Annotated in this window: 17 protein-coding genes and 1 pseudogene; 6 read left to right on the forward strand and 12 right to left on the reverse strand. The window is 68.8% G+C overall.

Features of this window, described 5'->3' with window-relative positions:
* Positions 1-10: 10 nt before the first annotated feature.
* From ABGB18_RS12900 to serB, 3 genes are all read left to right on the forward strand, one after another.
* A complete protein-coding gene (locus tag ABGB18_RS12900; RefSeq protein ID WP_347695684.1) occupies positions 11-667 on the forward strand; it encodes an SDR family NAD(P)-dependent oxidoreductase in 657 nt (218 codons plus the stop codon).
* On the forward strand, positions 664-1,674 hold the full coding sequence (locus ABGB18_RS12905; protein ID WP_347695685.1) for an S-adenosylmethionine:tRNA ribosyltransferase-isomerase: 1,011 nt from the start codon (positions 664-666) through the stop codon (positions 1,672-1,674). Before ABGB18_RS12900 ends, ABGB18_RS12905 begins: the two co-directional genes overlap by 4 nt.
* A 148-nt stretch (positions 1,675-1,822) precedes the next feature.
* Positions 1,823-3,043 carry a phosphoserine phosphatase SerB gene (gene serB, locus ABGB18_RS12910; protein ID WP_347695686.1) on the forward strand — a complete coding sequence of 407 codons (1,221 nt, stop codon included), beginning with the start codon at positions 1,823-1,825 and terminating at the stop codon, positions 3,041-3,043.
* Between the two features lie 92 nt (positions 3,044-3,135).
* Here the strand turns inward: serB and ABGB18_RS12915 are convergent, their stop codons facing one another.
* The 4 genes from ABGB18_RS12915 to ABGB18_RS12930 all read right to left on the reverse strand — a co-directional run bounded on the left by ABGB18_RS12915 (position 3,136) and on the right by ABGB18_RS12930 (position 8,143).
* Complete coding sequence (locus ABGB18_RS12915) at positions 3,136-3,603, reverse strand: histidine phosphatase family protein (RefSeq protein WP_347695687.1); 468 nt, start codon at positions 3,601-3,603, stop codon at positions 3,136-3,138.
* A gap of 336 nt (positions 3,604-3,939) precedes the next feature.
* Entirely contained in the window at positions 3,940-6,261 is a 2,322-nt protein-coding gene (locus ABGB18_RS12920; protein ID WP_347695688.1) for a sodium-translocating pyrophosphatase, read from the reverse strand.
* Between the two features lie 1,110 nt (positions 6,262-7,371).
* The gene (locus tag ABGB18_RS12925) at positions 7,372-7,791 is read right to left on the reverse strand and encodes an ATP-binding protein (protein ID WP_347695689.1); all 420 of its coding nucleotides are present in this window, start codon (positions 7,789-7,791) and stop codon (positions 7,372-7,374) included.
* Between the two features lies 1 nt (position 7,792).
* Positions 7,793-8,143: an STAS domain-containing protein gene (locus ABGB18_RS12930; protein WP_020542579.1), complete on the reverse strand. Its 351-nt coding sequence runs from the start codon at positions 8,141-8,143 to the stop codon at positions 7,793-7,795.
* 409 nt (positions 8,144-8,552) lie between these two features.
* Here ABGB18_RS12930 and ABGB18_RS12935 point away from each other — a divergent pair, with 409 nt between their 5' ends.
* Positions 8,553-10,988, forward strand: a complete 2,436-nt coding sequence (locus tag ABGB18_RS12935; RefSeq protein WP_347695690.1) for a DEAD/DEAH box helicase — start codon at positions 8,553-8,555, stop codon at positions 10,986-10,988.
* A gap of 409 nt (positions 10,989-11,397) precedes the next feature.
* Here ABGB18_RS12935 and ABGB18_RS12940 read toward each other — a convergent pair whose 3' ends face one another.
* The 6 genes and pseudogenes from ABGB18_RS12940 to ABGB18_RS12965 form a co-directional block, all read right to left on the reverse strand.
* Positions 11,398-13,407, reverse strand: coding sequence for a hypothetical protein (locus ABGB18_RS12940; protein WP_347695691.1), 2,010 nt, complete (start codon positions 13,405-13,407; stop codon positions 11,398-11,400).
* Positions 13,408-13,774: 367 nt separating this feature from the next.
* Positions 13,775-14,221 (reverse strand): Rv3654c family TadE-like protein, encoded by a 447-nt coding sequence (locus ABGB18_RS12945; RefSeq protein WP_347695838.1) that lies wholly within the window; start codon positions 14,219-14,221, stop codon positions 13,775-13,777.
* Positions 14,193-14,822, reverse strand: a complete 630-nt coding sequence (locus tag ABGB18_RS12950) for a TadE family type IV pilus minor pilin (RefSeq protein WP_347695692.1) — start codon at positions 14,820-14,822, stop codon at positions 14,193-14,195. The genes ABGB18_RS12945 and ABGB18_RS12950 overlap by 29 nt, the downstream gene beginning before the upstream one ends.
* The gene (locus tag ABGB18_RS12955) at positions 14,819-15,238 is read right to left on the reverse strand and encodes a DUF4244 domain-containing protein (protein ID WP_347695693.1); all 420 of its coding nucleotides are present in this window, start codon (positions 15,236-15,238) and stop codon (positions 14,819-14,821) included. Before ABGB18_RS12955 ends, ABGB18_RS12950 begins: the two co-directional genes overlap by 4 nt.
* A gap of 368 nt (positions 15,239-15,606) precedes the next feature.
* Positions 15,607-16,047 (reverse strand): helix-turn-helix domain-containing protein, encoded by a 441-nt coding sequence (locus tag ABGB18_RS12960; protein ID WP_347695694.1) that lies wholly within the window; start codon positions 16,045-16,047, stop codon positions 15,607-15,609.
* A 97-nt stretch (positions 16,048-16,144) separates the two neighbouring features.
* Positions 16,145-16,579 (reverse strand): annotated as a pseudogene (locus ABGB18_RS12965) (DJ-1/PfpI family protein); the annotation flags it as partial.
* Here ABGB18_RS12965 and ABGB18_RS12970 point away from each other — a divergent pair.
* Both ABGB18_RS12970 and ABGB18_RS12975 read left to right on the forward strand, forming a co-directional pair.
* Positions 16,505-16,699, forward strand: a complete 195-nt coding sequence (locus ABGB18_RS12970; protein ID WP_347695695.1) for a hypothetical protein — start codon at positions 16,505-16,507, stop codon at positions 16,697-16,699. The pseudogene ABGB18_RS12965 and the gene ABGB18_RS12970 overlap by 75 nt on opposite strands.
* Complete coding sequence (locus ABGB18_RS12975; RefSeq protein ID WP_347695696.1) at positions 16,699-17,775, forward strand: saccharopine dehydrogenase NADP-binding domain-containing protein; 1,077 nt, start codon at positions 16,699-16,701, stop codon at positions 17,773-17,775. The genes ABGB18_RS12970 and ABGB18_RS12975 overlap by 1 nt, the downstream gene beginning before the upstream one ends.
* A gap of 199 nt (positions 17,776-17,974) precedes the next feature.
* On the opposite strand, the gene ABGB18_RS12980 is transcribed toward ABGB18_RS12975, so the two are convergent.
* Together ABGB18_RS12980 and ABGB18_RS12985 are read right to left on the reverse strand one after the other, a co-directional pair.
* Positions 17,975-18,799, reverse strand: coding sequence for a type II secretion system F family protein (locus tag ABGB18_RS12980; protein ID WP_347695697.1), 825 nt, complete (start codon positions 18,797-18,799; stop codon positions 17,975-17,977).
* 165 nt (positions 18,800-18,964) lie between these two features.
* Positions 18,965-19,672, reverse strand: a complete 708-nt coding sequence (locus tag ABGB18_RS12985; protein WP_347695698.1) for a type II secretion system F family protein — start codon at positions 19,670-19,672, stop codon at positions 18,965-18,967.
* Positions 19,673-19,998: the final 326 nt, after the last annotated feature.

Consider the following 19,998-nt stretch of genomic DNA (forward strand, 5'->3'; position numbering starts at 1 on the left):
CCGTCGAAGCATGACGAACACCGCACTCATCACCGGAGCTTCCCGCGGACTCGGCCTCGCACTGGCGCGGTCACTGGCCGGCGCGGACTGGAACCTCGTGCTCACCGCCCGCGGTGCGGGCGACCTGGAGCGGGTCGCGGCCGAGCTGGGCGCCACCGCCATCGCGGGGGACGTACGGGATCCCGCGCACGTCGAACGCCTCGCCCGTGCCGCACCCGAGCTGGACCTGCTGGTCAACAACGCCAGCGACCTGGGCGTCACCCCGCTGCCGCGCCTGGCGGACTATCCGCTGGGGGCCTTCGCGACCCTGCTGGAGACGAACGTGACGGCGCCGCTCGCTCTCATCCAGGCCACGCTGCCCGCCCTGCGAGCCGCCCGCGGCGCGGTCGTGAACGTCACCTCGGACGCCGCCACGGGCGCGTACGAGGGCTGGGGCGGCTACGGGGCCACCAAGGCGGCCCTGGAGCAGCTCTCCAACGTGCTGTCGGCGGAGGAGCCCGACCTGCGGGTCTGGTGGGTCGATCCGGGCGAGATGAACACCCGCATGCTGGCCGACGCCGTGGGCGCCGAGGAGGCCGCGGCCGCCGCCGACCCGGCCAAGGTGGCCGCCGCCCTGTACGACCTGATCGCCGCCCGGCCGGCCGGCGGCAGAGTGAGCCTGCAATGACCGCGACGCTGGACTTCCCCCTGCCGCCCGACCTGTCGGCCCACGAACCGCCCGAGGCCAGGGGGTTGTCCCGGGACTCCGTTCGGCTGATGGTCTCGCGGGGCGCGCTCGATCCCTCGCATCACCACTTCAGCGACCTGCCCGAGCTGCTCGCGCCCGGGGACCTGATCGTGGTGAACAACTCGGCCACGCTGCCCGCGGCCGTCCGGCTGGACCGGCTGGCCGTGCACTTCTCGACCTCGGGGCAGGACGGCACGTGGCTGGTCGAGCTGCGCCGCCGTACGCCGCGGGCGTCCGAGCCGTACGGCGGGGGCGAGCCGGGCGAGTGGCTGCCGCTGCCGGGCGGGGCGACGTTGCGGCTGGTCGGGCGGGAGACGCCCCGGTTGTGGCGGGCGACGCTCGACCGGGAGGTGGAGCCCTATCTGCGGGCGCACGGGGTGCCGATCCGGTACTCGTACGTGGAGCGGGACTGGCCGATCGAGACCTATCAGACCGTGTTCGCGACCGTGCCGGGCAGTGCGGAGATGCCGAGCGCGGCCCGGCCGTTCACCGCCGACCTGGTGACGGCGCTGGTGGCCCGCGGGATCGGGATCGCGCCGATCACCCTGCACACGGGGGTCGCCTCGCCGGAGAAGAACGAGCCGCCCTACGCGGAGCGGTACGAGGTGCCTGCTTCCACCGCGCGACTGGTCAATTCCGCCAAGGAGGGCGGAAATCGGGTGGTTGCGGCGGGCACGACCGTCGTACGGGCCCTGGAGACGGCTGTGGGCGCCAACGGGCGGGTGAGCGCGGCGGCGGGCTGGACCCGGCACGTCGTCACCCCGGAGCGCGACGTACGGGCCGTCACAGGGCTGATCACCGGCCTGCACGAGCCGCGCTCCAGCCACCTGCTGATGCTGACCGCCGTCGCGGGCCGGACGGCGCTGGCGAAGGCGTACGAGGCGGCGCTGCGGGAGGAGTATCTGTGGCATGAGTTCGGCGACACGCACCTGATCCTGCGGAACTAGGCTTTACCGAGATTTTGCGATGTGGGGCCGTCGGGGGCACACATCGCGCGTTCGGGGCCGCGACGCACCTCTGGACCCCACTGTGCCCGTGTCCGAATGCCGAACCTGCTTCGCGAGCACCGGACCGGGCGCAGTACCGTGGCTGGATGTGGACCAGCGCACCCTCCTGATCACACTGACCGGCCCTGACCGCCCCGGTGTTACTTCGCGGCTTTTTTCGATTTTGTCCCGTTTTCCGGTAACTGTCGCGGACATCGAACAGGTCGTCATCCGAGGCCGGCTCACGCTGGGCGTGCTCGTCGCCTACGCGGGCGGCCCCCCGAGCGGGACCGGCACCACCCTCGGAGCCATGTGGACCGCCGTCGAGCAGGTGGCCGAGGACCTCGGCATGGAGGTGGAGCTCTCCACCGGATCCCAGGCCAAGGAGCAGCGCCGTCGCGGCCGCCTGTCGGTCAGCGTGCTCGGCGCCACGCTGCAGCCCGCCGCCATCGCGGGCATCGCCGGGCGCATCGCCGCCGCCGGAGCCAACATCGACCGCATCGAGCGCCTCGCCCAGTGGCCGGTCACCTGCATCGAGCTGTCCGTCTCCGGTGCCGACCCGACCTACCTGCGCGTCGAGCTGGCCGCCGAGGCCGTCGCCCAAGAGGTGGACGTGGCCGTGCAGCGCACCGGCCTGTCGCGGCGGGCCAAGCGGCTGATCGTCATGGACGTCGACTCGACGCTCATCCAGGGCGAGGTCATCGAGCTGCTCGCCGGGCACGCGGACTGCCAGGAGGAGGTCACCAGGGTCACCGAGGAGGCCATGCGCGGCGAGCTGGACTTCGCCGAGTCGCTGCGGCGCCGGGTGGCGCTGCTGGAGGGGCTGCCCGCCGACGTCTTCGAGAAGGTGCGCAAGCAGGTCGTGCTCACGCCCGGCGCCCGTACGCTGGTGCGCACGCTCAAGCGCCTCGACTACCGCTTCGCGATCGTCAGCGGGGGGTTCACGCAGATCACTGACGGGCTGGTGGAGGAGCTCGGGATCGACTACTCCGCGGCCAACGTCCTGGAGGTCATCGACGGGCGGCTGACCGGGCGGGTGGTGGGCGAGATCGTCGACCGGCCGGGGAAGGCGCGGGCGCTGGAGAGGTTCGCCAAGGAGGCCCACCTGCCGATCTCGCAGACGGTGGCCATCGGAGACGGGGCCAACGACCTGGACATGATCGCGGCAGCCGGGCTGGGGATCGCGTTCAACGCCAAGCCGGTCGTACGGCAGGCGGCGGACACGGCGGTCAACACGCCTTACCTCGACTCCATCCTTTACCTGCTGGGGATCTCCAGGGACGAGGTGGAGGCGGCGGACGCGGAGGACGGCGTCCTCACCGCGGGCTGACCCGCCCCGCCCTGGGCTGCTTTCGTGGACGGACCTGGGCTGTCTCCGTGGACGGACCTGGGCTGTCTCCGCGGGCGGAACGAACCCGTGCCTCAGTGCTCCTTGGGGTCCCAGCGGCTCACCAGGCGGCCCCCGCCTGGTGAGAGCTCCTCCCAGCCGCACTCCACCTCGATCACCGCGAAGGTGCCCGGGCGGAACGAGTAGTCACCGCCGGTCAGGCCCAGGGCCAGCTCGTGCACGCCCGGATTGTGCCCGCACAGCACGACGGTGCCCAGCTCGGGGTCGGACCGGCGTACCAGCTCCAGCAGCTCATCCGGATAGGCCTGGTAGATGTCGCGCTCGTAGCTGATCTCCGCGTCCGGGAAGGCGATCTCGGCGGTGCGCTTGGTCCTGACCGCCGGCGAACAGAGCACCACGTCGGGGGCCAGCCCGGCCGCCCTGATCTCGTCGCCCGCCCGCCTGGCGTCCCGTTCGCCCCGCCCGGTCAGCGGCCGCTCCCGGTCTTCCAAACCGGGAACCTGGGCGGCTTTCGCATGCCGCAGCACAATCAAGGTCCGCACCGGATCATCCCGTCCCAGAGGCCCAGACGGCCAGCCCGACGATCGCGGCCAGGATGACCACCATGGCCAGCAGGATCAAGCCCAGGGTCTTGCCGCCGTTGGGCTGCTTGCTCTCGTTCACCCGCCCAGTTTCCCACCGAGGGGGGCCGGTTCCACGCCCACCCTCACGGCCGCCTCACGCGCATGCGTGACCCACCTCCGGGGAGCCTTCGCCCGCGCATCGAGCCCTGCGGCACGACTCTGACGCTGCGCCCTGCCCGAGCAAGGAGAGACGCCCGCCCCCACGTAGGGGAGCGGGCGTCTCAGAACCGCAGGGGAGTCACACCACACCTGGTGTTACGACGCCACCGGCTCGTGCTCACGATGGTTGTTGTTGTCGCTGGCCGGCTCACTGGTCGCCGACCGCCGCTTGGACACGACGATGGCCGCGACCACCACGCCTACCGCCACCACCGTGATGCCGATGCGGATGGCCGGGTTGCCCGCGTACAGCACCACCGCGGGAGCCACCAGCAGAGCCACCAGGTTCATCACCTTGATCAGCGGGTTGATGGCAGGGCCGGCCGTGTCCTTGAACGGGTCGCCGACCGTGTCGCCGATGACCGTGGCCGCGTGCGCGTCGGAGCCCTTGCCGCCGTGGTGCCCGTCCTCGACCAGCTTCTTGGCGTTGTCCCAGGCACCGCCGGAGTTCGCCAGGAACACCGCCATCAGGGTGCCGCAGGCGATGGCCCCGGCCAGGAAGGCGCCCAGCGGCGCGTAGCCCAGCGCGAAACCGACAGCGATCGGGGTCATGACCGCCAGCAGGCCGGGCGTGGCCAGCTCGCGGAGGGAGTCACGGGTGCAGATGTCCACGACCCGGCCGTACTCGGGCGTCTCCGAGCCGTCCATGATGCCGGGCTTGTTGCGGAACTGGTCACGTACCTCGAAGACCACCCGCATCGCGGCCCGCCCGACCGCCATGATCGCCAACCCCGAGAAGAGGAACACGACCGCGGCCCCGATCATCAGCCCCACCAGGACGTTCGGCTGGTCGATGCTGAGGCTGAAGGAGGAGAACGCGCCGAGCGCGTCCTTGACCGCCGTCGTCGCGGTGGCCAGCTCTCCCTCCACGGCAGTACGGAAGGCGCCGAACAACGCCGTGGCCGCCAGTACGGCCGTGGCGATGGCGATGCCCTTGGTGATGGCCTTCGTGGTGTTGCCGACGGCGTCGAGGCTGGTGAGCACCCGGGCGCCCTCGCCCTCGACGTCGCCCGACATCTCGGCGATGCCCTGGGCGTTGTCGGAGACCGGACCGAAGGTGTCCATCGACACGATGACGCCGACCGTGGTCAGCAGGCCGGTGCCCGCCAGGGCGACCGCGAACAGCGCGATCGTCACGTTCCCGAACCCGAGCAGGAACGCGCCGTAGACCGCGCCGCCGATGATCAGGGCGGAGTAGACGGCCGACTCCAGGCCGACGCTGATGCCGGCCAGGATGACGGTGGCCGGGCCGGTGGCCGAGCTCTCGCCGATCTCCCGTACGGGGCGCCGGTTCGTCTCGGTGAAGTAGCCGGTCAGCAGCTGGATGGCGCTGGCCAGCACCAGGCCGATGAGCACCGCGCCGATCGCGATGAGCCGCGGGTCCGCGTCGGACTGCACGGCCGCGTTGGTCAGGCCGCCGAAGCTGTCGGGCAGGTAGAGGTACGCGGCGCCCGCCACCAGCACCGCGGAGATCGCGGCCGAGATGAAGAAGCTGCGGTTGATGGCCGCCATACCGCTGCGGTCCCGGTCGCGCATCCCGGTGACGAAGATGCCGATGATCGCCGTGATCACGCCGATCATGGGCACGATCAGCGGGAAGACCAGGCCCTGCTCACCAAAGGCGACCTTGCCCAGGATGAGGCTGGCGACCAGCATGACCGCGTACGACTCGAACAGGTCGGCCGCCATGCCCGCGCAGTCACCGACGTTGTCGCCCACGTTGTCGGCGATGGTGGCGGCGTTGCGCGGGTCGTCCTCGGGAATGCCCTGCTCGACCTTGCCGACCAGGTCGGCGCCGACGTCGGCGGCCTTGGTGAAGATACCGCCGCCGACTCGCATGAACATCGCCAGCAGCGCCGCGCCGAACCCGAAGCCCTCCAGCACGCCGGGCGCGTTGCCCTGGTAGATGAAGACGACCACGGCCGCGCCGAGCAGGCCGAGGCCCACGGTGAACATCCCGGCCACGCCGCCGGTACGGAAGGCGATGCGCATGGCGCGCTTCTCGCCGGAGTCGTTGGCCGCGGCGGCGACGCGCACGTTACCGCGCACCGCCAGCCACATGCCCATGAAGCCGGTCAGCGCGGAGAACACCGCCCCGACCACGAAGAAGAGCGAACGCCCTATGCGTACGTCGGTTTCTCCAGGTAGCAACAGCAACAGGAAGGGAATCACGACGACGAAGATCGCCAACGTGCGGAACTGGCGCGTGAGATAGGCCGCCGCGCCTTCTTGTACGGCACGGGCGATGTTCTGCATGCGCTCCGTGCCTTGGCCGGCCGCCAGCACTTCACGCACCAGGCCGCCGGCGACGGCTAGCGCGATCAGTGCGACCGCGGCGACCACGATCACGATAGTGAGATTGTTTCCGCTCAGGGCCAGATTGGACGCTGGCTCCGCTGCCAGCAAGTGCCTGCTCATCGTTCTCCTCGGCAAGACCGGTCGTCCTGCCCGGGCGGTGCTGCAGTTTTCCTCGGCGGGTGTTGCGGCACCATCCGGGTTGTGGGTGCCGCTTCCGGTTGAATCCGCGTTCCGCCGGATCACCTTGGCCGGTGCCGGGAGTCTACGCAGGCACTCAACGGATATGAAGGCTCTGGAGGCGGCTAATTGTGCGTGCGTCTGGCAATCCCCTGCCAGCGACCCGGTTTGGGTTCTGACAAGTAGATTATCCCTTGGTTTAAGGTCATGACAGGAGTGTATAACGGTCGGTCCGAAACCCCGATTTCCGGGCAGAGGCGCGGTGACAGGGAAGGCGTAGCGCGAGGAACGGCCCAGACCGAAGCATCTTGCGCCCCAGGCCCGTTTCACGGGAAGCCACGGACCCGGCACGCCGACGATTATCCCGATCGACGATTGGCGATGCTTGTCCGTGGGTAGGGCTGTTCGGTCCGGAAAGTCTAAAGAGATGAACAAGGGATGGCCGGGTTTTCCGGCGATTGTTCAACTTTAGGCGAAGAAGGACTCGCGCCCGCCCCGGGCGTGTCGCCCAGGATCCACAGCCAAGGAATCAAACACGCAACCACAACCCAACCAGCACCAAACCCAAAGCCAACCTCCGCCCGCCCGAGGCCGAAAGTCACGTCCTGCCCCATCCGACGCCTGACGCCCTGCCCCACTTGGCGCCCGAGTCCCTGAGATCGCTGAAAGGGACGCGACAGGGGCGTGCGGAACCAAGCGCCCTCACCCCTCAGCCGATGCGGCACGCGTGCCCTGGAGCCAGCGCAACCAAGCCACGCGAGGCGAGCGACCCTCCCGCTGGATACGCGTCCACGCTCCCCCTGGATACGCCGTCCACGCGTTCGACCATGCGTCACCGCCGGCCAGCGGGAAACGGAAGCCATGGTGCCCGTGCGCCGTTACGGCGGCCCGCCCCGTGCGGGTCAGCGAGCGTCCTCCTGGAGGCCCCCGGCACGGGCGGCGGGTGGCGGCCCAGTTGGCTCCGCCGTACAGGATGTGGGTGTGGTTGAGGGGACCGACAAGGGCGGGCGGGCAACCACCACCGCGCCGACACGACGCCAGCGCGCCGCCGGCTCAGGCTCCGTTGGCGGCGGGCCAGGACATGCGGATGTTGGTCCCCTTGGGACTGGGGAAGACCTCGACATCATCGGCCAGTCCTTCGATGACCGCGATGCCGAAATTCGACATGAACGAGTCAGAGAGCATCCCGAGATCAAGCGGCTGCTCTTGCTTGATCTCGTCGCTTGGGGCCTGATCGCTGACTGTGACCTGAAAGCGTCCCGAATCGTCACGTAGCTCGATGCGGATGGGCTCACCCGGACAGTGCACGCGATGCGCCTCCACTGCCCGGGAACACGCCTCACCCACGGCGAGCCTGACCTCGTCCAGCAGCGACTCCTCGACGCCGATGCGACGGGCGATCGCCGTCGCCACCAGCCGGGCGGTCCGCACATGCGCGGGGAGAGCGCTGAACGTCAGCTCGACGGTAGCCATGCTACTTGTCTTTGCCGTGAGCTTCCTTGGCCTCGTCGACCGAAGCGTAGATCCCGAAGACCTTGGTCAGGCCGGTGATCCGGAAGATCTTGAGGATGCGCTCCTGCGTGCAGACCAGCTCCAGCGAGCCATCGTGCGCCCGAACCCGCTTGAGCCCTCCGACCAGGACGCCAAGGCCCGTGGAGTCGAGGAAGTCGACCTTCTCCATGTTGACCAGCAGGTGGAAATTGCCCTTGTTCACCAGGTCGATGAGGAGCTCACGCAATCTCGGCGCAGTGTAGACGTCGATCTCACCCTCAACCTCGACGATGGTGAGTCGGTCCTCGTTGTGGTGATCCAACTTCAGATCCACAGATCCTCCAGCGCCTCGCCTGCGAAAGTACTCTTGCGGGCCTGGCAATCTGGAGCGTGGCCCCAGATCGTCCGACCCTGACGCGCGGCATTCAACCACGCGCCTGGCTTGTGTCTATACGAAATCACGATTCCCGGCGACTTTGCCCACCGATGCAAGACTGGAAACAGTGACTTCCTACGCATCCTCCCCACATCAAGCAGCTCCACTCCTCCACCACCTGCTTGGAGTTCCCGCACGTCACGAGCGTGTCACTCATGTGGAGCATGTTCCAGCACGTCAGGCGGGTGAGGTCAGCTGGCCCAGATGGGCTCCAGAACTCCTTGTTACGCGCTTGGCGAACCGCGGGGTGACAGGACTCTGGCCTCACCAATACGAAGCCGCCGACCTGGCATTCCGTGGCCGAAACGTGATCATTTCCACAGGAACGGCGTCCGGGAAGTCTCTGGCGTACCTCGCCCCGGCGATCGCCTCCTGCCTCGACGGCGGCACGATCCTCTACCTAACGCCGACCAAGGCCCTGGCCGCCGACCAACTGCGCGGCCTGCGTGAGCTGCGCATCACGCAGGTGCGTGCCGCCACCTTCGACGGCGACACGCCGTTCGAGGAACGCGCCTGGGTCCGCCGGCACGCCAACTACGTCCTGACGAACCCGGACATGCTGCACCGCGGCATCCTTCCCCGCCACTCCCAGTGGTCGTCGTTCTTCCGCCGGTTGCGCATGATCGTCGTCGACGAATGCCACGGATACCGCGGCGTCTTCGGCTCCCACGTCGCCCAGATCCTGCGCCGCCTGCGCCGCGTCTGCTCCCGGTACGGCTCGCGCCCCACCTTCCTGCTCGCCTCCGCCACGGCCAGCGAGCCGGGTACGTTCGCCATGAGGCTGACGGGGCTTGAGATGGACGAGGTGACCGTGGACGAGTCACCCAAGGGTTCCACCACCATCGCGCTGTGGGAGCCGCCCCTGACGGAGCTCCGGGGCGAGGGCGGGGCTCCGGTACGGCGCACGGCCACGGCGGAGGCGGCGGACCTGCTCGCCGACCTCGTCCTGGCCGACGTCCGCACCCTCGCCTTCGTCCGCTCGCGCCGCGGAGCCGAAACGGTCGCCCTCACGGCCCGCGCCAAACTCGCCGACGTCGCCTTCTCCCTCTCCACCTCCCCCCGCATCCCGCCCCACCACCTCCCAGCAACACCCACCAGCACCGACACCAGCACTGCCGCAGACCCCCATTCCCGCCCCAGCACTGCGTCGCCCTCAGAATTCGCCCACGGCCCCGATACCCACCCCGACCCCGACCTCGACACCGGCCCCCACCCCGACACCGACACCGACACCGCGACGACGCTAGGCCCGCGTGCCGCAGCGCATGGCCCTGACCGCCCAAGCGCCGTGCGCGAATTCGCTGACTCGCCTGACGAACCGCACGACGAAGACACCCCCACCCCCGCCACGAGCAACCCCCTGACCTGGGCCATCCCAGACCCTTCTGACGGCTCCGCCCCCTCAGACTGGGCCGACCTCCCCAACAAGATCGCCGCGTACCGAGCCGGCTATCTCGCGGAAGACCGCAGGCTCCTGGAGAAGGCCCTCCGCGCAGGCACTCTCATGGGTCTGGCTAGTACAAACGCCCTCGAACTGGGCGTAGACGTCTCCGGCCTGGACGCCGTGCTGATCGCGGGCTGGCCGGGCACCCGCGCTTCCCTCTGGCAGCAGGCAGGCAGGGCAGGCCGCGACGGCCGGGACGCGCTCGCCGTACTGATCGCCAGGGACGACCCCCTGGACACATACCTCGTACACCACCCTCAGGCCCTGTTCGGCCAGCCCGTGGAGACCATCGTCCTGGACCCGGACAACCCGTACGTCCTGGGCCCCCACCTCTGCGCCGCGGCCGCCGAGATCCCGCTGACCGAGGACGACCTGCCCATTTTCGGCACCACCACCTCAAACCTGCTGGACGACCTGGTCACCCAGGGCATGCTCAGAAGGCGCTCCGCGGGCTGGTTCTGGACCAAGCGTGAGCGCGCCACCGACCTGGCCGACATCAGAGGCGGCGGAGGCTCCCCCATCCAGGTCGTGGAGTCGTCCACCGGCCGCCTCCTGGGCAGCGTGGACGAGCCCTCCGCCCACACCACGGTGCACACGGGCGCGGTCTACCTCCATCAGGGCGAGACCTTCCTCGTGGAGCTCCTGGATTTGGAGGCCGGGGTGGCACTCGTCACCGCCGCGAACCCGGACTACAGCACCTTCGCCCGGGACATCACGGACATCTCCATCCTCGGTACACAACGTTCCCACCCTCTGGGACCCGGCACCCTCCACTTCGGCGAGGTGGAGGTGACCCGGCAAGTGGTCTCCTACCTCATGAGACGCCTCCAATCAGGCGAAATGCTCGGCGACGAACCCCTCGACCTCCCCCCTCGCACCCTCCGCACCCGCGCGGTCTGGTGGACCCTGCCCGCTTCGGCCGTGGCACCCCTGGCCGAAGCGGGCATCGACCTCGGCGGAGCCGCCCACGCCGCCGAACACGCCTCCATCGGCCTTCTCCCCCTCTTCGCCACGTGCGACCGCTGGGACATCGGCGGCGTCTCCACCGAACTCCACGCCGACACGGGACTGCTCACGGTCTTCGTGTACGACGGCCATGAGGGCGGCGCCGGCTTCGCGGAACGCGGCTACGCCCGTGCGACGGACTGGCTGACGGCAACCCGCGAGGCCATCGCCTCCTGCGAATGCGAACGCGGCTGCCCTTCCTGCATCCAGTCCCCGAAATGCGGAAACGGCAACGAACCGCTGGACAAACGCGGCGCCATCCGCCTCCTGAACACTTTGCTGACGCCCCAATAAACGACGACCTCCGCCGCGATACGCCAAGGCACCAACAACAACCCACCGCGACACACCCAGACACCAACAACAACCCACCGCGATACGCCGGGGCATCGCAAATTCGCCCCGTCCCACACGTAGCTGACCCGAGCACACAAAGCAGCCACAGCCGCCCAAAGGGGGGCGTTCAACGCTCACACGCGGCCGAGTGCTTGCCCTCCTACGCGGACTGGCCGCGCGGGATGTCCGGCGATTCAGTTGATCGCCTCCGACGCCCACCGCGCGCTCTCCAAGGCATCGCGCACCACACCGGCAAACCGCAACCCAACCCTTGCTACCTACCGCAAGATCCCCCGAACACCGCCAAACCCGCAGACAATCAACCCAAGAATCTCCGGCCGCTCCGGCCGCACATAGCACCTGCCAACTAACTGTCACCGTTCAAGTGCCGCCGACCAGCAAACGCACGTTCGTTGCCGTCAGTGTCGTTACCGTCGTCTTCATCATCGACCGCCCAGAAATCAGCGGACCCCGGTTGCGGACGTTCCCAAAACCCACTGTCCTCCATTGACCTGGGCGACGGCGGGAGATAATCGTCCCAGCGATCCTCGATCGGCACGGCAGCGCGCGGGCTGACAGAAGGCGAAGACGCGGGAACATCGGTCACCGCCGAACTGGGCAAAGCTATGCGAACAGCCCCCTGCCGACCATCCCGCCCCACCCGCTCTAGTTCTTCCCCTTCGCCCCGCGGCTGCCCTTTCCCGTTGTTGTACGCCAGCCCTTCCCCTTCGCCACGCGCGTGCCCTTGCGAAAAGCCGTTCGTCCGCACGTGCGTACCCTCACGCGTGTCGGCCTCCAGGAAGGTGCGTACCTCGACCTCCCGAAGATCGCGCAGTCGGACCTCCGCCGCGGGACCCAGCTCGGACTCCCCTGCACCTGAAAGCCCAGCCTCGCGTCCAACCGCCTCCGGGTCTTCAACGCCGCCCTCCACGGCACGGACATCACCCGTGCCGAGATACAGCGCTTGCGCCGACGGCACCTCCTTGCGCGTGTCCTCGGGTGCGGACGACTGCGCTGGTTCGCGCGCAGCGGCCCGCTGATGATCGCCGGCTGACGAGGGTGCCTGTGCGCGGGCCTGGTCGGGGACGCGGGTCTTGGCGACCGCAAGGATCACAGCAGGCCGCCGAGACGTGGGCCTCGTGGGTGGTGTGCCTTCGTCCGCCCTCAGGGCCTGTGCGCCACCGGTGGAAGGTCCACCAGCACCAGCCGTGGTGGTAGCCGCGGACGTGGTGCCACCCGCGGCGGCCGCCAGCGCGCGCCTTCGGGCCCAGGCCCCTCCATGAGCGCCGAGAAGCAACAGCAGGAGCCCACCCGCGACGTAGAAGCCGTACTGGCTGATGTTCCCGATCGGTGACTCGTTTGACTGGGCCTTCACGTCACTCGTCTGAACGGGAGCGGAATCCGTGCCGTCCCCGGTGCCCGCCGGCGCCAGGCCATCCGTCCCACCCTGGTCATCGGTAGTCGGGATGGGCAGATTGCCGTTCTCGTCGGTGTTGGGCATGTCCGGCAGCTTGGAGGTCTGCTTGGGAGTGGCCGGTTGGCTCGTGGGCACGGTCCGGGGCCCAGAGGGGAGGGTGGGCAGCGGGTCGACGTTCTTGGCGTCGTTGGTCTTCGGCGTTCGCCGGCTGGTGGTCGTCTTCTTCGGCTGGGCCGTGGGCTTGGCGGGAAAGGAGACGTAGGCGGCGGGCGAATTGCCTGATTCGATCGAGCCTCCGTCACCATCCGCCCTGAATGCCCGGACGGTGAATCCCACCTTCTGTCCCGCCGCGTTCGCCGGGACCGCGAGCGCCGCCTCGCACGACGAGCCCCCGCACGCGCTGTCGGCGGACAGCCTTCCCACGACGCCGGAGCTGGTGCTGGAGATCTCGTACGACTGCAGGTCGGGCTCGGATCCCTTGCTCCAGGTCACGAGCACTTTGCTGGTGCTCTGCAGGCTCGCGTTCACACCGCCCGGCGCCTCTGGCGGCCGCCGCAGTTTGAAGGTGCTGGTCGCGTACGTGGACTGGGTGAGCTCGCCCTTGAGGGTCACGGTGAAGGTGCCGTTGGGGGCGTTTCCGGCATCGAACGTTCCGGAGATCGTCTGGTTCGCGCCCCCTCCGGCGACCTTCTGGCTGGACGTGGCGGGCCCCTCGACGTACAGGCCCATGTTCAACTGAATCATCCCGGTACGCGCCGCAACGGTGACCGACGAGTCGGAGATCACTTGACCGTCGGAGGGCGACGTGATCTGGTCGGCGGAATCGGACTGCCGCATCATCACGGCCGCTTGAGCAGAGTCGGACTGCCGCATCATCATGGCCGCTTGAGCGGACCCGCCGAAAACGATAAATCCGGCCACGATCATCCCTGCGGCCAGGACTCTGCCGACTACCGTCACGACGCTTCCCTCCATCGAGAGCCTCGCGCCGCCCGACCGCCCTGGGGGCGTTCACGCGACGACCGGAAGTGCAGTCCGTCCGGTCGATGCGGCCACCGACCGCCCCTGGACCCGCACATTAGCGACTTCGTCCCGGCTCTCCCAGGCTTTCCGTCGCAGACGGCATGGACCGAGGGTAACCGGAACCTTACGGGAGATATCCAACTCTTGGACACCATGTCTAAGTAGTCGTGACTCGATTGCGACATAGCCTCGCAAACCCCAATGACCACACGAGTCAAGCCATTGGAGCTGCTGGGATGGGAGTACTCGGCAGGAGTCGATGGGTCGGCGTCGCGCGCCGCCAAGGTTGCGAGCGCGCCGGGCTCTACCAGAGGTCTTCGTCGGCCGTCGTAGAGGACATCGCGTCGGCTGGGCCCGCGCGAGATCTGCCCGTGAGGGTCCGGGTGCCCACGATCGGGAGCGAAATCGGTAATTCGGTCCGAATATCGGCTATCTCGTCGGTGATTTCGCACTGGGTTAGCTGGACGCCATTCTGGGTGGCGAGGGTGGAGGCTTTCTGGCAAGCCCCCTCGGGGTCGATCAACGCGTACTTGGCCGCTGCCAAGGCGCTCAGGTCGGCGGCGCTGTTGACGCGGTGGCGAGCCACGCGCACAGATCCCGCAGTGGCGAACGCCGTGGCGAGTGCCATGAGCATTGCCATGAGGGCCAAGCCCCACAGAGTGGCTGAGCCTCGTTCTCTGGGGTTGATCGCTGCCTCCCCGACTTTGAACGGCTTGAGGTTTTCATGGCGGGTTGCTCTGGGAGCTGGAATTTATGTCGTCCGCCAAGTTCGGGTTCGTTGTGACTTCTGTGTATGGGTTGGTGATGTCTTCCGGGCTTGGGTCTGTAGCGCCTTCCGGGCTTGGGCTCGTGCCTACTTCTGGGTATGGGTCCGTGGCATCTTCTGGGCCTGAGTTCGGGCCGCCTTCGGGGCTCGGGTTCAGGTCGCCTTCGGGGCTCGGGTTCAGGTCGCCTTCGGGGCTTGAGGTCGTAGATGGCTCTGTGGCTGCGCTGGCTGTGGCGGAGACGCGGACGGCGGGCAACGACTGGCCCCAGGCTGGGCGTACTTCTACCGTGATCTGCACCTTTGTGGTTGCCGTGTTGCGGGTGACGTCTATCTGCGCGTCGGGTCGCGTGGCTGAGCGGGCGAGGTCGCGGACCTGGTCCAGGGGTTCGCCTCTGGCTGCGGCTCGTGCGGCTGCGCGGGCAGCGTCCACGCATTCGAGCTGGGCGCCGACGGCCTGGATGGCCCACAGGGCAGCCGCCAGCACGACCATGAGGGCGGGCAGCATCGCGGCGGTCTCGGCCGTCACCGAGCCCCGCGATGCCGACCCCTTCTTGCCCTGGGAAGTCCGCTCGCGGCGGAAGGTCATTCGCTGTTGGTCTTGAGTGCTCGGTCGATGAGGGCTGTCAACATTTCCTGCACCTCCGGGCTGCTGACCACCTTGAAGAGGAGCGCGGCGAAGGCGCAGGCCGCGATCGTTCCCACGGCGTATTCGGCGGTGGACATGCCACGCTCCCGGTTTACGGCTGCGCAGTGGAGCCACCTGCCGGTGTTGCGTCGGGCTCTGGCGATCAGTCGGCTGCCGATCGACGTCGGTGATGTTGCTTTCTGCGAGGCTTCGCTGCGGTTTGTGGCTATTGCCTCGAGAAGTGTCCGCGCACGGGATGTGATGAGGGTGGGGGTGGAGTCTGAGGCGATCTTGTGTGTTGTGTCGGTGGGTGGTTCGGTGTCGGTGAGGTTTGGGGCGGCTTTGATGTCGTCTGGCTTGGTGGCGGGACTCAGCATCGGGCCTCCAGGTTGTTGGAGCCGGGGTTGGCCCGGCGGGAGTCCTAGGTTCGTCGAAAGGGAGCGGGAGGCAGCGGACCGAGCGGCGTTCTGTGGATTGTGGAGCCGGCCTGAGGGGTTCCTGTGGATTGCGGAGGTCGCAGGTTCCTCAGGTCGCATGGGCAGACCGCCCGCTCGCGGCAGCAGGTTCTTCAGATCGCATGGGCAGGCCACCCGCTCGCGGCAGCCGGCTCGCGGCAGGTCGTCTGGTCGCCTGCGCTTGCTGGTGGCCGTCGGGGCGCTGGTGCTGTGGCCAGCAGATCACCAGGACCTACCGTGGTCGCCGGGTCGGCGGGACGCGATTGTGGTCGTGCGGGGCCGTTGTGGAGTTAGCTGGCGATTGATGCGGTGCCGGCTCGCTCGTGGAACGTTCGGCGGTAGATGGTGGGTGGTACGCCGACCATCCTGGCGAAATGGGCCCGGAGGCTGGCTGCTCCGCCGAATCCGCAGGTGGCGGCGATCCATTCGATCGGCCGGTCACTGGTCTCCAGGAACTGCTGGGCCAGGCGTACCCGCTGCTGCAGCAGCCAGCGGAGCGGCGACATCCCAAGGGCCTCGGCGAACCGGCGTTCGACGGTGCGTACGCTGACCTTGGCCTGGGCGGCCAGGTCGGCGTTGGACAGTGGCAGGTGCAGGTGCTCGCCGGCCCAGTCCAGCAGGGTAGCCAGCCAGTCGTCGCGGACCGCTGGTGAGGCCGGGCGGCGGTACTGGGCCTGCCCGCCGTCCCGATGCGGCGGGGTGACCAGGCGGCGGGCCAGCTCGGCGGCCACCGTGGCACCGTGGCACCGTGGCACCGTGGTCGATCCGTACCAGGTGCAGGCAGGCGTCGATGCCGGCCACCGTCCCCGCGGAGGTGATCACGTTCGCGTCCTCCACGTACAGCACGGACGGGTCCACCCGGACGGCGGGATAGCGGCGGCCGAGCTCCTCCGCGTGCAGCCAGTGGGTGGTGGCCCTGCGTCCGTCGAGCACCCCCGCGGCGGCCAGGACGAAGGCGCCGGAACAGATCGACAGGATCCTGATCCCGCGCCGGTACGCCTCCCGAACGACCTCCACCAAATCCCCCGGCGGGTCTTCGTGCACATTCGTGCAGGCCGGGACGACCAGGGTGTCGGTCGACTCCAGATCCCACCCATCGCGAACGGGGGCAAGGGTGAATCCCGGGCTCAGCCGTACCGGCGCGTTCCCGACCGGGACCGCCGAGAACTGGTACCACGGATCGGCCAGGTGCGGCCGGTCGACGCCGAAGACCTGACACGGGACGGCCGCTTCGAAGATCGGCATGTCGTCCGTAACGGCCATGACGACATGATGGGGACGCATGACGCGAATCTAGCGCAGGCTGACGCCGCGGACGGTGGCCGCCGGCAGCACCTCTCACCAGGATGGGACGAGTTCCCCAATGGTGTGGAGGAGACCTGATGACGGAGATCAACGACCGGCCCGACGCCGAACGCGCGAAGCCGGTGGTCGCGGTGTTCGGTGCTTACGGGCACACCGCTCGGTTCGTGACGGCGGAGCTGCTGGAGCGTGGTTGGACGCCGGTGCTGTCCGGGCGGGACCCGGAGAAGCTGGAGGCGGCCGCCGCCGCCCATCCCGGTGTGGAGTGGCGGGTCGCCTCGATCGACACTCCGGACTCGCTCGACCGTGCGATCGCCGGCACGGCCTTGGTGATCAACTGCGCTGGGCCGTTCGGTGACACCGCGCCGCCGCTGATCGAGGCCGCGCTGCGTGCCGGTATCCACTACCTGGACGTCACCGGCGAGACCCTGGTCGCCATCGATACCTTCGACGCTTATCGGGATGACCCGCGGGTGAAGGAGGCGGGCGTCGTGGTGGCGCCGGTGATGGCGTTCTATGGCGCGCTGGGTGATTTGCTGGCCACCGTCGCGATCGGTGACTGGCCGGAGGCCGACGAGATCTCGATCGCCGTGGCTCTGGACAGTTGGCACCCCACCCGGGGAACCCTGCTTGCCAGCGAGCGCCGGGCCGGGCAGCGCGTGATCTTCGCGGATCACCACCTGCAGGTCCTCTCGGGGGACGAGCCGCCGCCGACGGGGACCTGGGCCTTCTCCGCGCCGTTCGGCACGCAGGACGTCGTGGGGCAGTTCTCCACCACCGACGTGATCACCATCTCCAAGCACCTGGACACCCCGCGGATCAACGCCTTCCTGAACACAGCCCCGCTGAAGGATCTCAGCGACCCGGATCCCAAGGGCCCCCAGGCGGCTGACGCCAGCGGCCGGTCAGCGCAGGTCTTCCTGGTCGAGGTCGTCGTACACCGTGGGGACGAGCAGCGGCGGGCGGCGGCGCGCGGCCGCGACATCTACGCCTTCACCGCTCCGATCGTGGTGGAGGCCGCCGAGCGGATCTTGACGGGTCGCAGCCGGGCTGCCGGCGTCGTCACCGCCGGGGAGATGTTCGACGCCGAGGACTTCCTGCGCTCTCTTCCGCTGGACGAGCTGACGGCTGACCTCCCGTCGCCGGGTAACGGCTGACCTGACCTCCGGTCCCGGTCACCGAACCGGTCCTGGGTGTATCCGACAGCGTGCCGGGGTCGCGGCTCGCGGGATGATCGATCAGGGGGCTCGCGACCTTGGGATGGCGATCAGGAGTCGCGGCTCACGGGCGACGATCACGGCCCGCGGGTGACAATTGTGGGGCGGCGCACGGGGTGACGATTGTGGGGGTCGGCGGTCACGGGATGATGATCGTGGAGGCGAGGCCGGCGATCACCGGGATGATGCCGAGCAGCACGAACGCGGGTAGGAAACACAGGCCCAGCGGTGCCACCGCCTTCACGCCGACTCGCCTGGCCGCGGCTAACGAGGCGGTCCTGGCGGTCTCGCGGGCGTCGTCGGCCAGGCGGGTCAGGACGTCTGCCACCGGGGCGCCGCTTTGAGCCGCACGGCTCATGGCTCGGGAGAGCTGGCCCATTGCGGGGCTCCTGGCGAGGGCGGCCCACGTGGGCTCCGGGTCCGCACCCAGACGTAGTTGGTTGCTCACCCACGTCAACCGATGGCCCAGCGGGCCGCCGATGGCGGTGGCGGCTATCTCGGTGGCGGCGCTCACCGGGCGTCCGGCGAGCAGGCAGGCGGCCATCAGGTCGGCGGCGAACGGCAGGTCAGCGGTGATTCGGTGGAGATCGTGCCGGGACTGCTGAGGTTCCTTTCTGCCCAGGTACATGGCAATTGCCGGGGCTGTCAGGAGGCCGGCGACTATTCCGGGCGTGCCTCCGATCAGGAGCGTGATGAGCAGCGCCACGGCCGCCGCTGTGATGATCGTCTTGCGGGTGACCCGTGGTCGTGACTGCTTGTGGGTCGGGCTCGGCCAGGCCGGCTGGTGGAGCTCGCCGGCTTGGGCCTGATCGCGGTGATCCTGGGACCCTTGGTGGAGGGGATCGGCGGGAGAACGGGGCTCGTTCGGCGGGCACAGTCGGGCGAGGCGCTCCTTTGGCGTCTTGGGCGAGAACCACAGCCAGGCGGCCATGCCGGCGCACAACGTCGATAGCAAGTGGAACATCGGTCGGATCCGATCGGGTCTGCGGGGTCGGGCTGGCCGGGTGGCGGAATGCGGGTGGATGTGGCTCTGGGTTCGTTGGCGTCAGTGGGGGCGCAGGGCTCAAGTTCGTTGGCGTGGTAGGGGGTGAGGGGCTCTGTTCATTGGCGTGGAAGCGGGGTGAGGGGCTCAGGATTGGGCTTGGGTTGCCATGCGGTTGGTCCACATCAGGCCGCAGGCGTCGAGGGTGGCTCCTGCTAGCAGGCACATCAGGCCCGGGAGGCTGCCGAACAGGAAGTTCAGGGGGTGCATGTCGAGGGCTGCGGCCATGAGGAGGCCGAGGGCGGGGAGAATGGCGAGCATCTTCGCTGTGGTGCGGGGGCCTGCCAGTTGTGCGGCGACGTCCTGGCGGTGGGCTTGGGCCGTACGTAGTGTGGTCGCCACTCGTTCGACCAGGGCGGCCAGGCCGGCGCCTACGGTGACAGAGACCTCCCAGCAGGCGGCGAGTTGGCGTAGGCCCTCACCTCCCTGGGGTGGGGCCGCTGCGATCAGGGCCGCGGAGACGTCGCCGCCGTCTCTTGCCGCGGCCAGTATCGGGCGCAGGGACTCCGGGTTGGGGAAGTCCACTGCTGCCATGGCTCTGGTCAACGCCTCTCCGGGGGTGCGGCCGGCGGATAGTTCGGCTGACAGGGCCTGGCACAACTCGATGGAGGCCCTGCGCCAGGCGTCGGCGCGGCGGGTGGGGCTCGGGCGGGTGAGCAGCTTGCTCAGGGAGGGCCATTGTGGCTTTTCCTGGGCTGAGGTCAGTTTGTGCAGGCGGGTCGTGGCGCAATCTGGGCCTGTCCACAGCCATATGGCGAGGGCTGTGGACAGCGCTGCGATCAAGGCGTCGGTCATCGCATCGGGTCGGTTGTCGGCATGGCGTGGTGGCGACCGTGAGTCGGATGCTCTTGTCGTGGGTCGGCTGCTGTCCGGTGGGTGGGACTCGCTGCTGTTCGACCTGCTGTTGGACCTGCTGTTGGACCTGCTGTCCGGCTTGCTGATCGGTCTGGTGTTCGGTCTGCTGTTGGGTGGGTGGGGGCGGTTGCTGCCCGGCGGGTGGAGCCGCCTGGTGTCCTGTCGGTGGTGCCTGCCGGCCTGTGCATGAGGGCGGCTGGTGCTCGGTGGGCGGGGGTGCCTGTTCTGTGGGTGAGGGTGCTGTAGCCGGGGCCGGTTCGGGTGTG

Source organism: Nonomuraea sp. B12E4 (assembly GCF_039871825.1).
GTDB lineage: Bacteria > Actinomycetota > Actinomycetes > Streptosporangiales > Streptosporangiaceae > Nonomuraea.

Bases quoted from the DNA above. Each gene is read 5' to 3' on its own strand.
- ABGB18_RS12900 (WP_347695684.1), top strand. From the start codon at position 11: ATGACGAACACCGCACTCATCACCGGAGCTTCCCGCGGACTCGGCCTC.
- ABGB18_RS12905 (WP_347695685.1), top strand. From the start codon at position 664: ATGACCGCGACGCTGGACTTCCCCCTGCCGCCCGACCTGTCGGCCCAC.
- ABGB18_RS12920 (WP_347695688.1), bottom strand. From the start codon at position 6,261: ATGAGCAGGCACTTGCTGGCAGCGGAGCCAGCGTCCAATCTGGCCCTG.
- ABGB18_RS12925 (WP_347695689.1), bottom strand. From the start codon at position 7,791: ATGGCTACCGTCGAGCTGACGTTCAGCGCTCTCCCCGCGCATGTGCGG.
- ABGB18_RS12950 (WP_347695692.1), bottom strand. From the start codon at position 14,822: ATGACCTTCCGCCGCGAGCGGACTTCCCAGGGCAAGAAGGGGTCGGCA.
- ABGB18_RS12955 (WP_347695693.1), bottom strand. From the start codon at position 15,238: ATGCTGAGTCCCGCCACCAAGCCAGACGACATCAAAGCCGCCCCAAAC.
- ABGB18_RS12975 (WP_347695696.1), top strand. From the start codon at position 16,699: ATGACGGAGATCAACGACCGGCCCGACGCCGAACGCGCGAAGCCGGTG.
- ABGB18_RS12980 (WP_347695697.1), bottom strand. From the start codon at position 18,799: ATGTTCCACTTGCTATCGACGTTGTGCGCCGGCATGGCCGCCTGGCTG.
- ABGB18_RS12985 (WP_347695698.1), bottom strand. From the start codon at position 19,672: ATGACCGACGCCTTGATCGCAGCGCTGTCCACAGCCCTCGCCATATGG.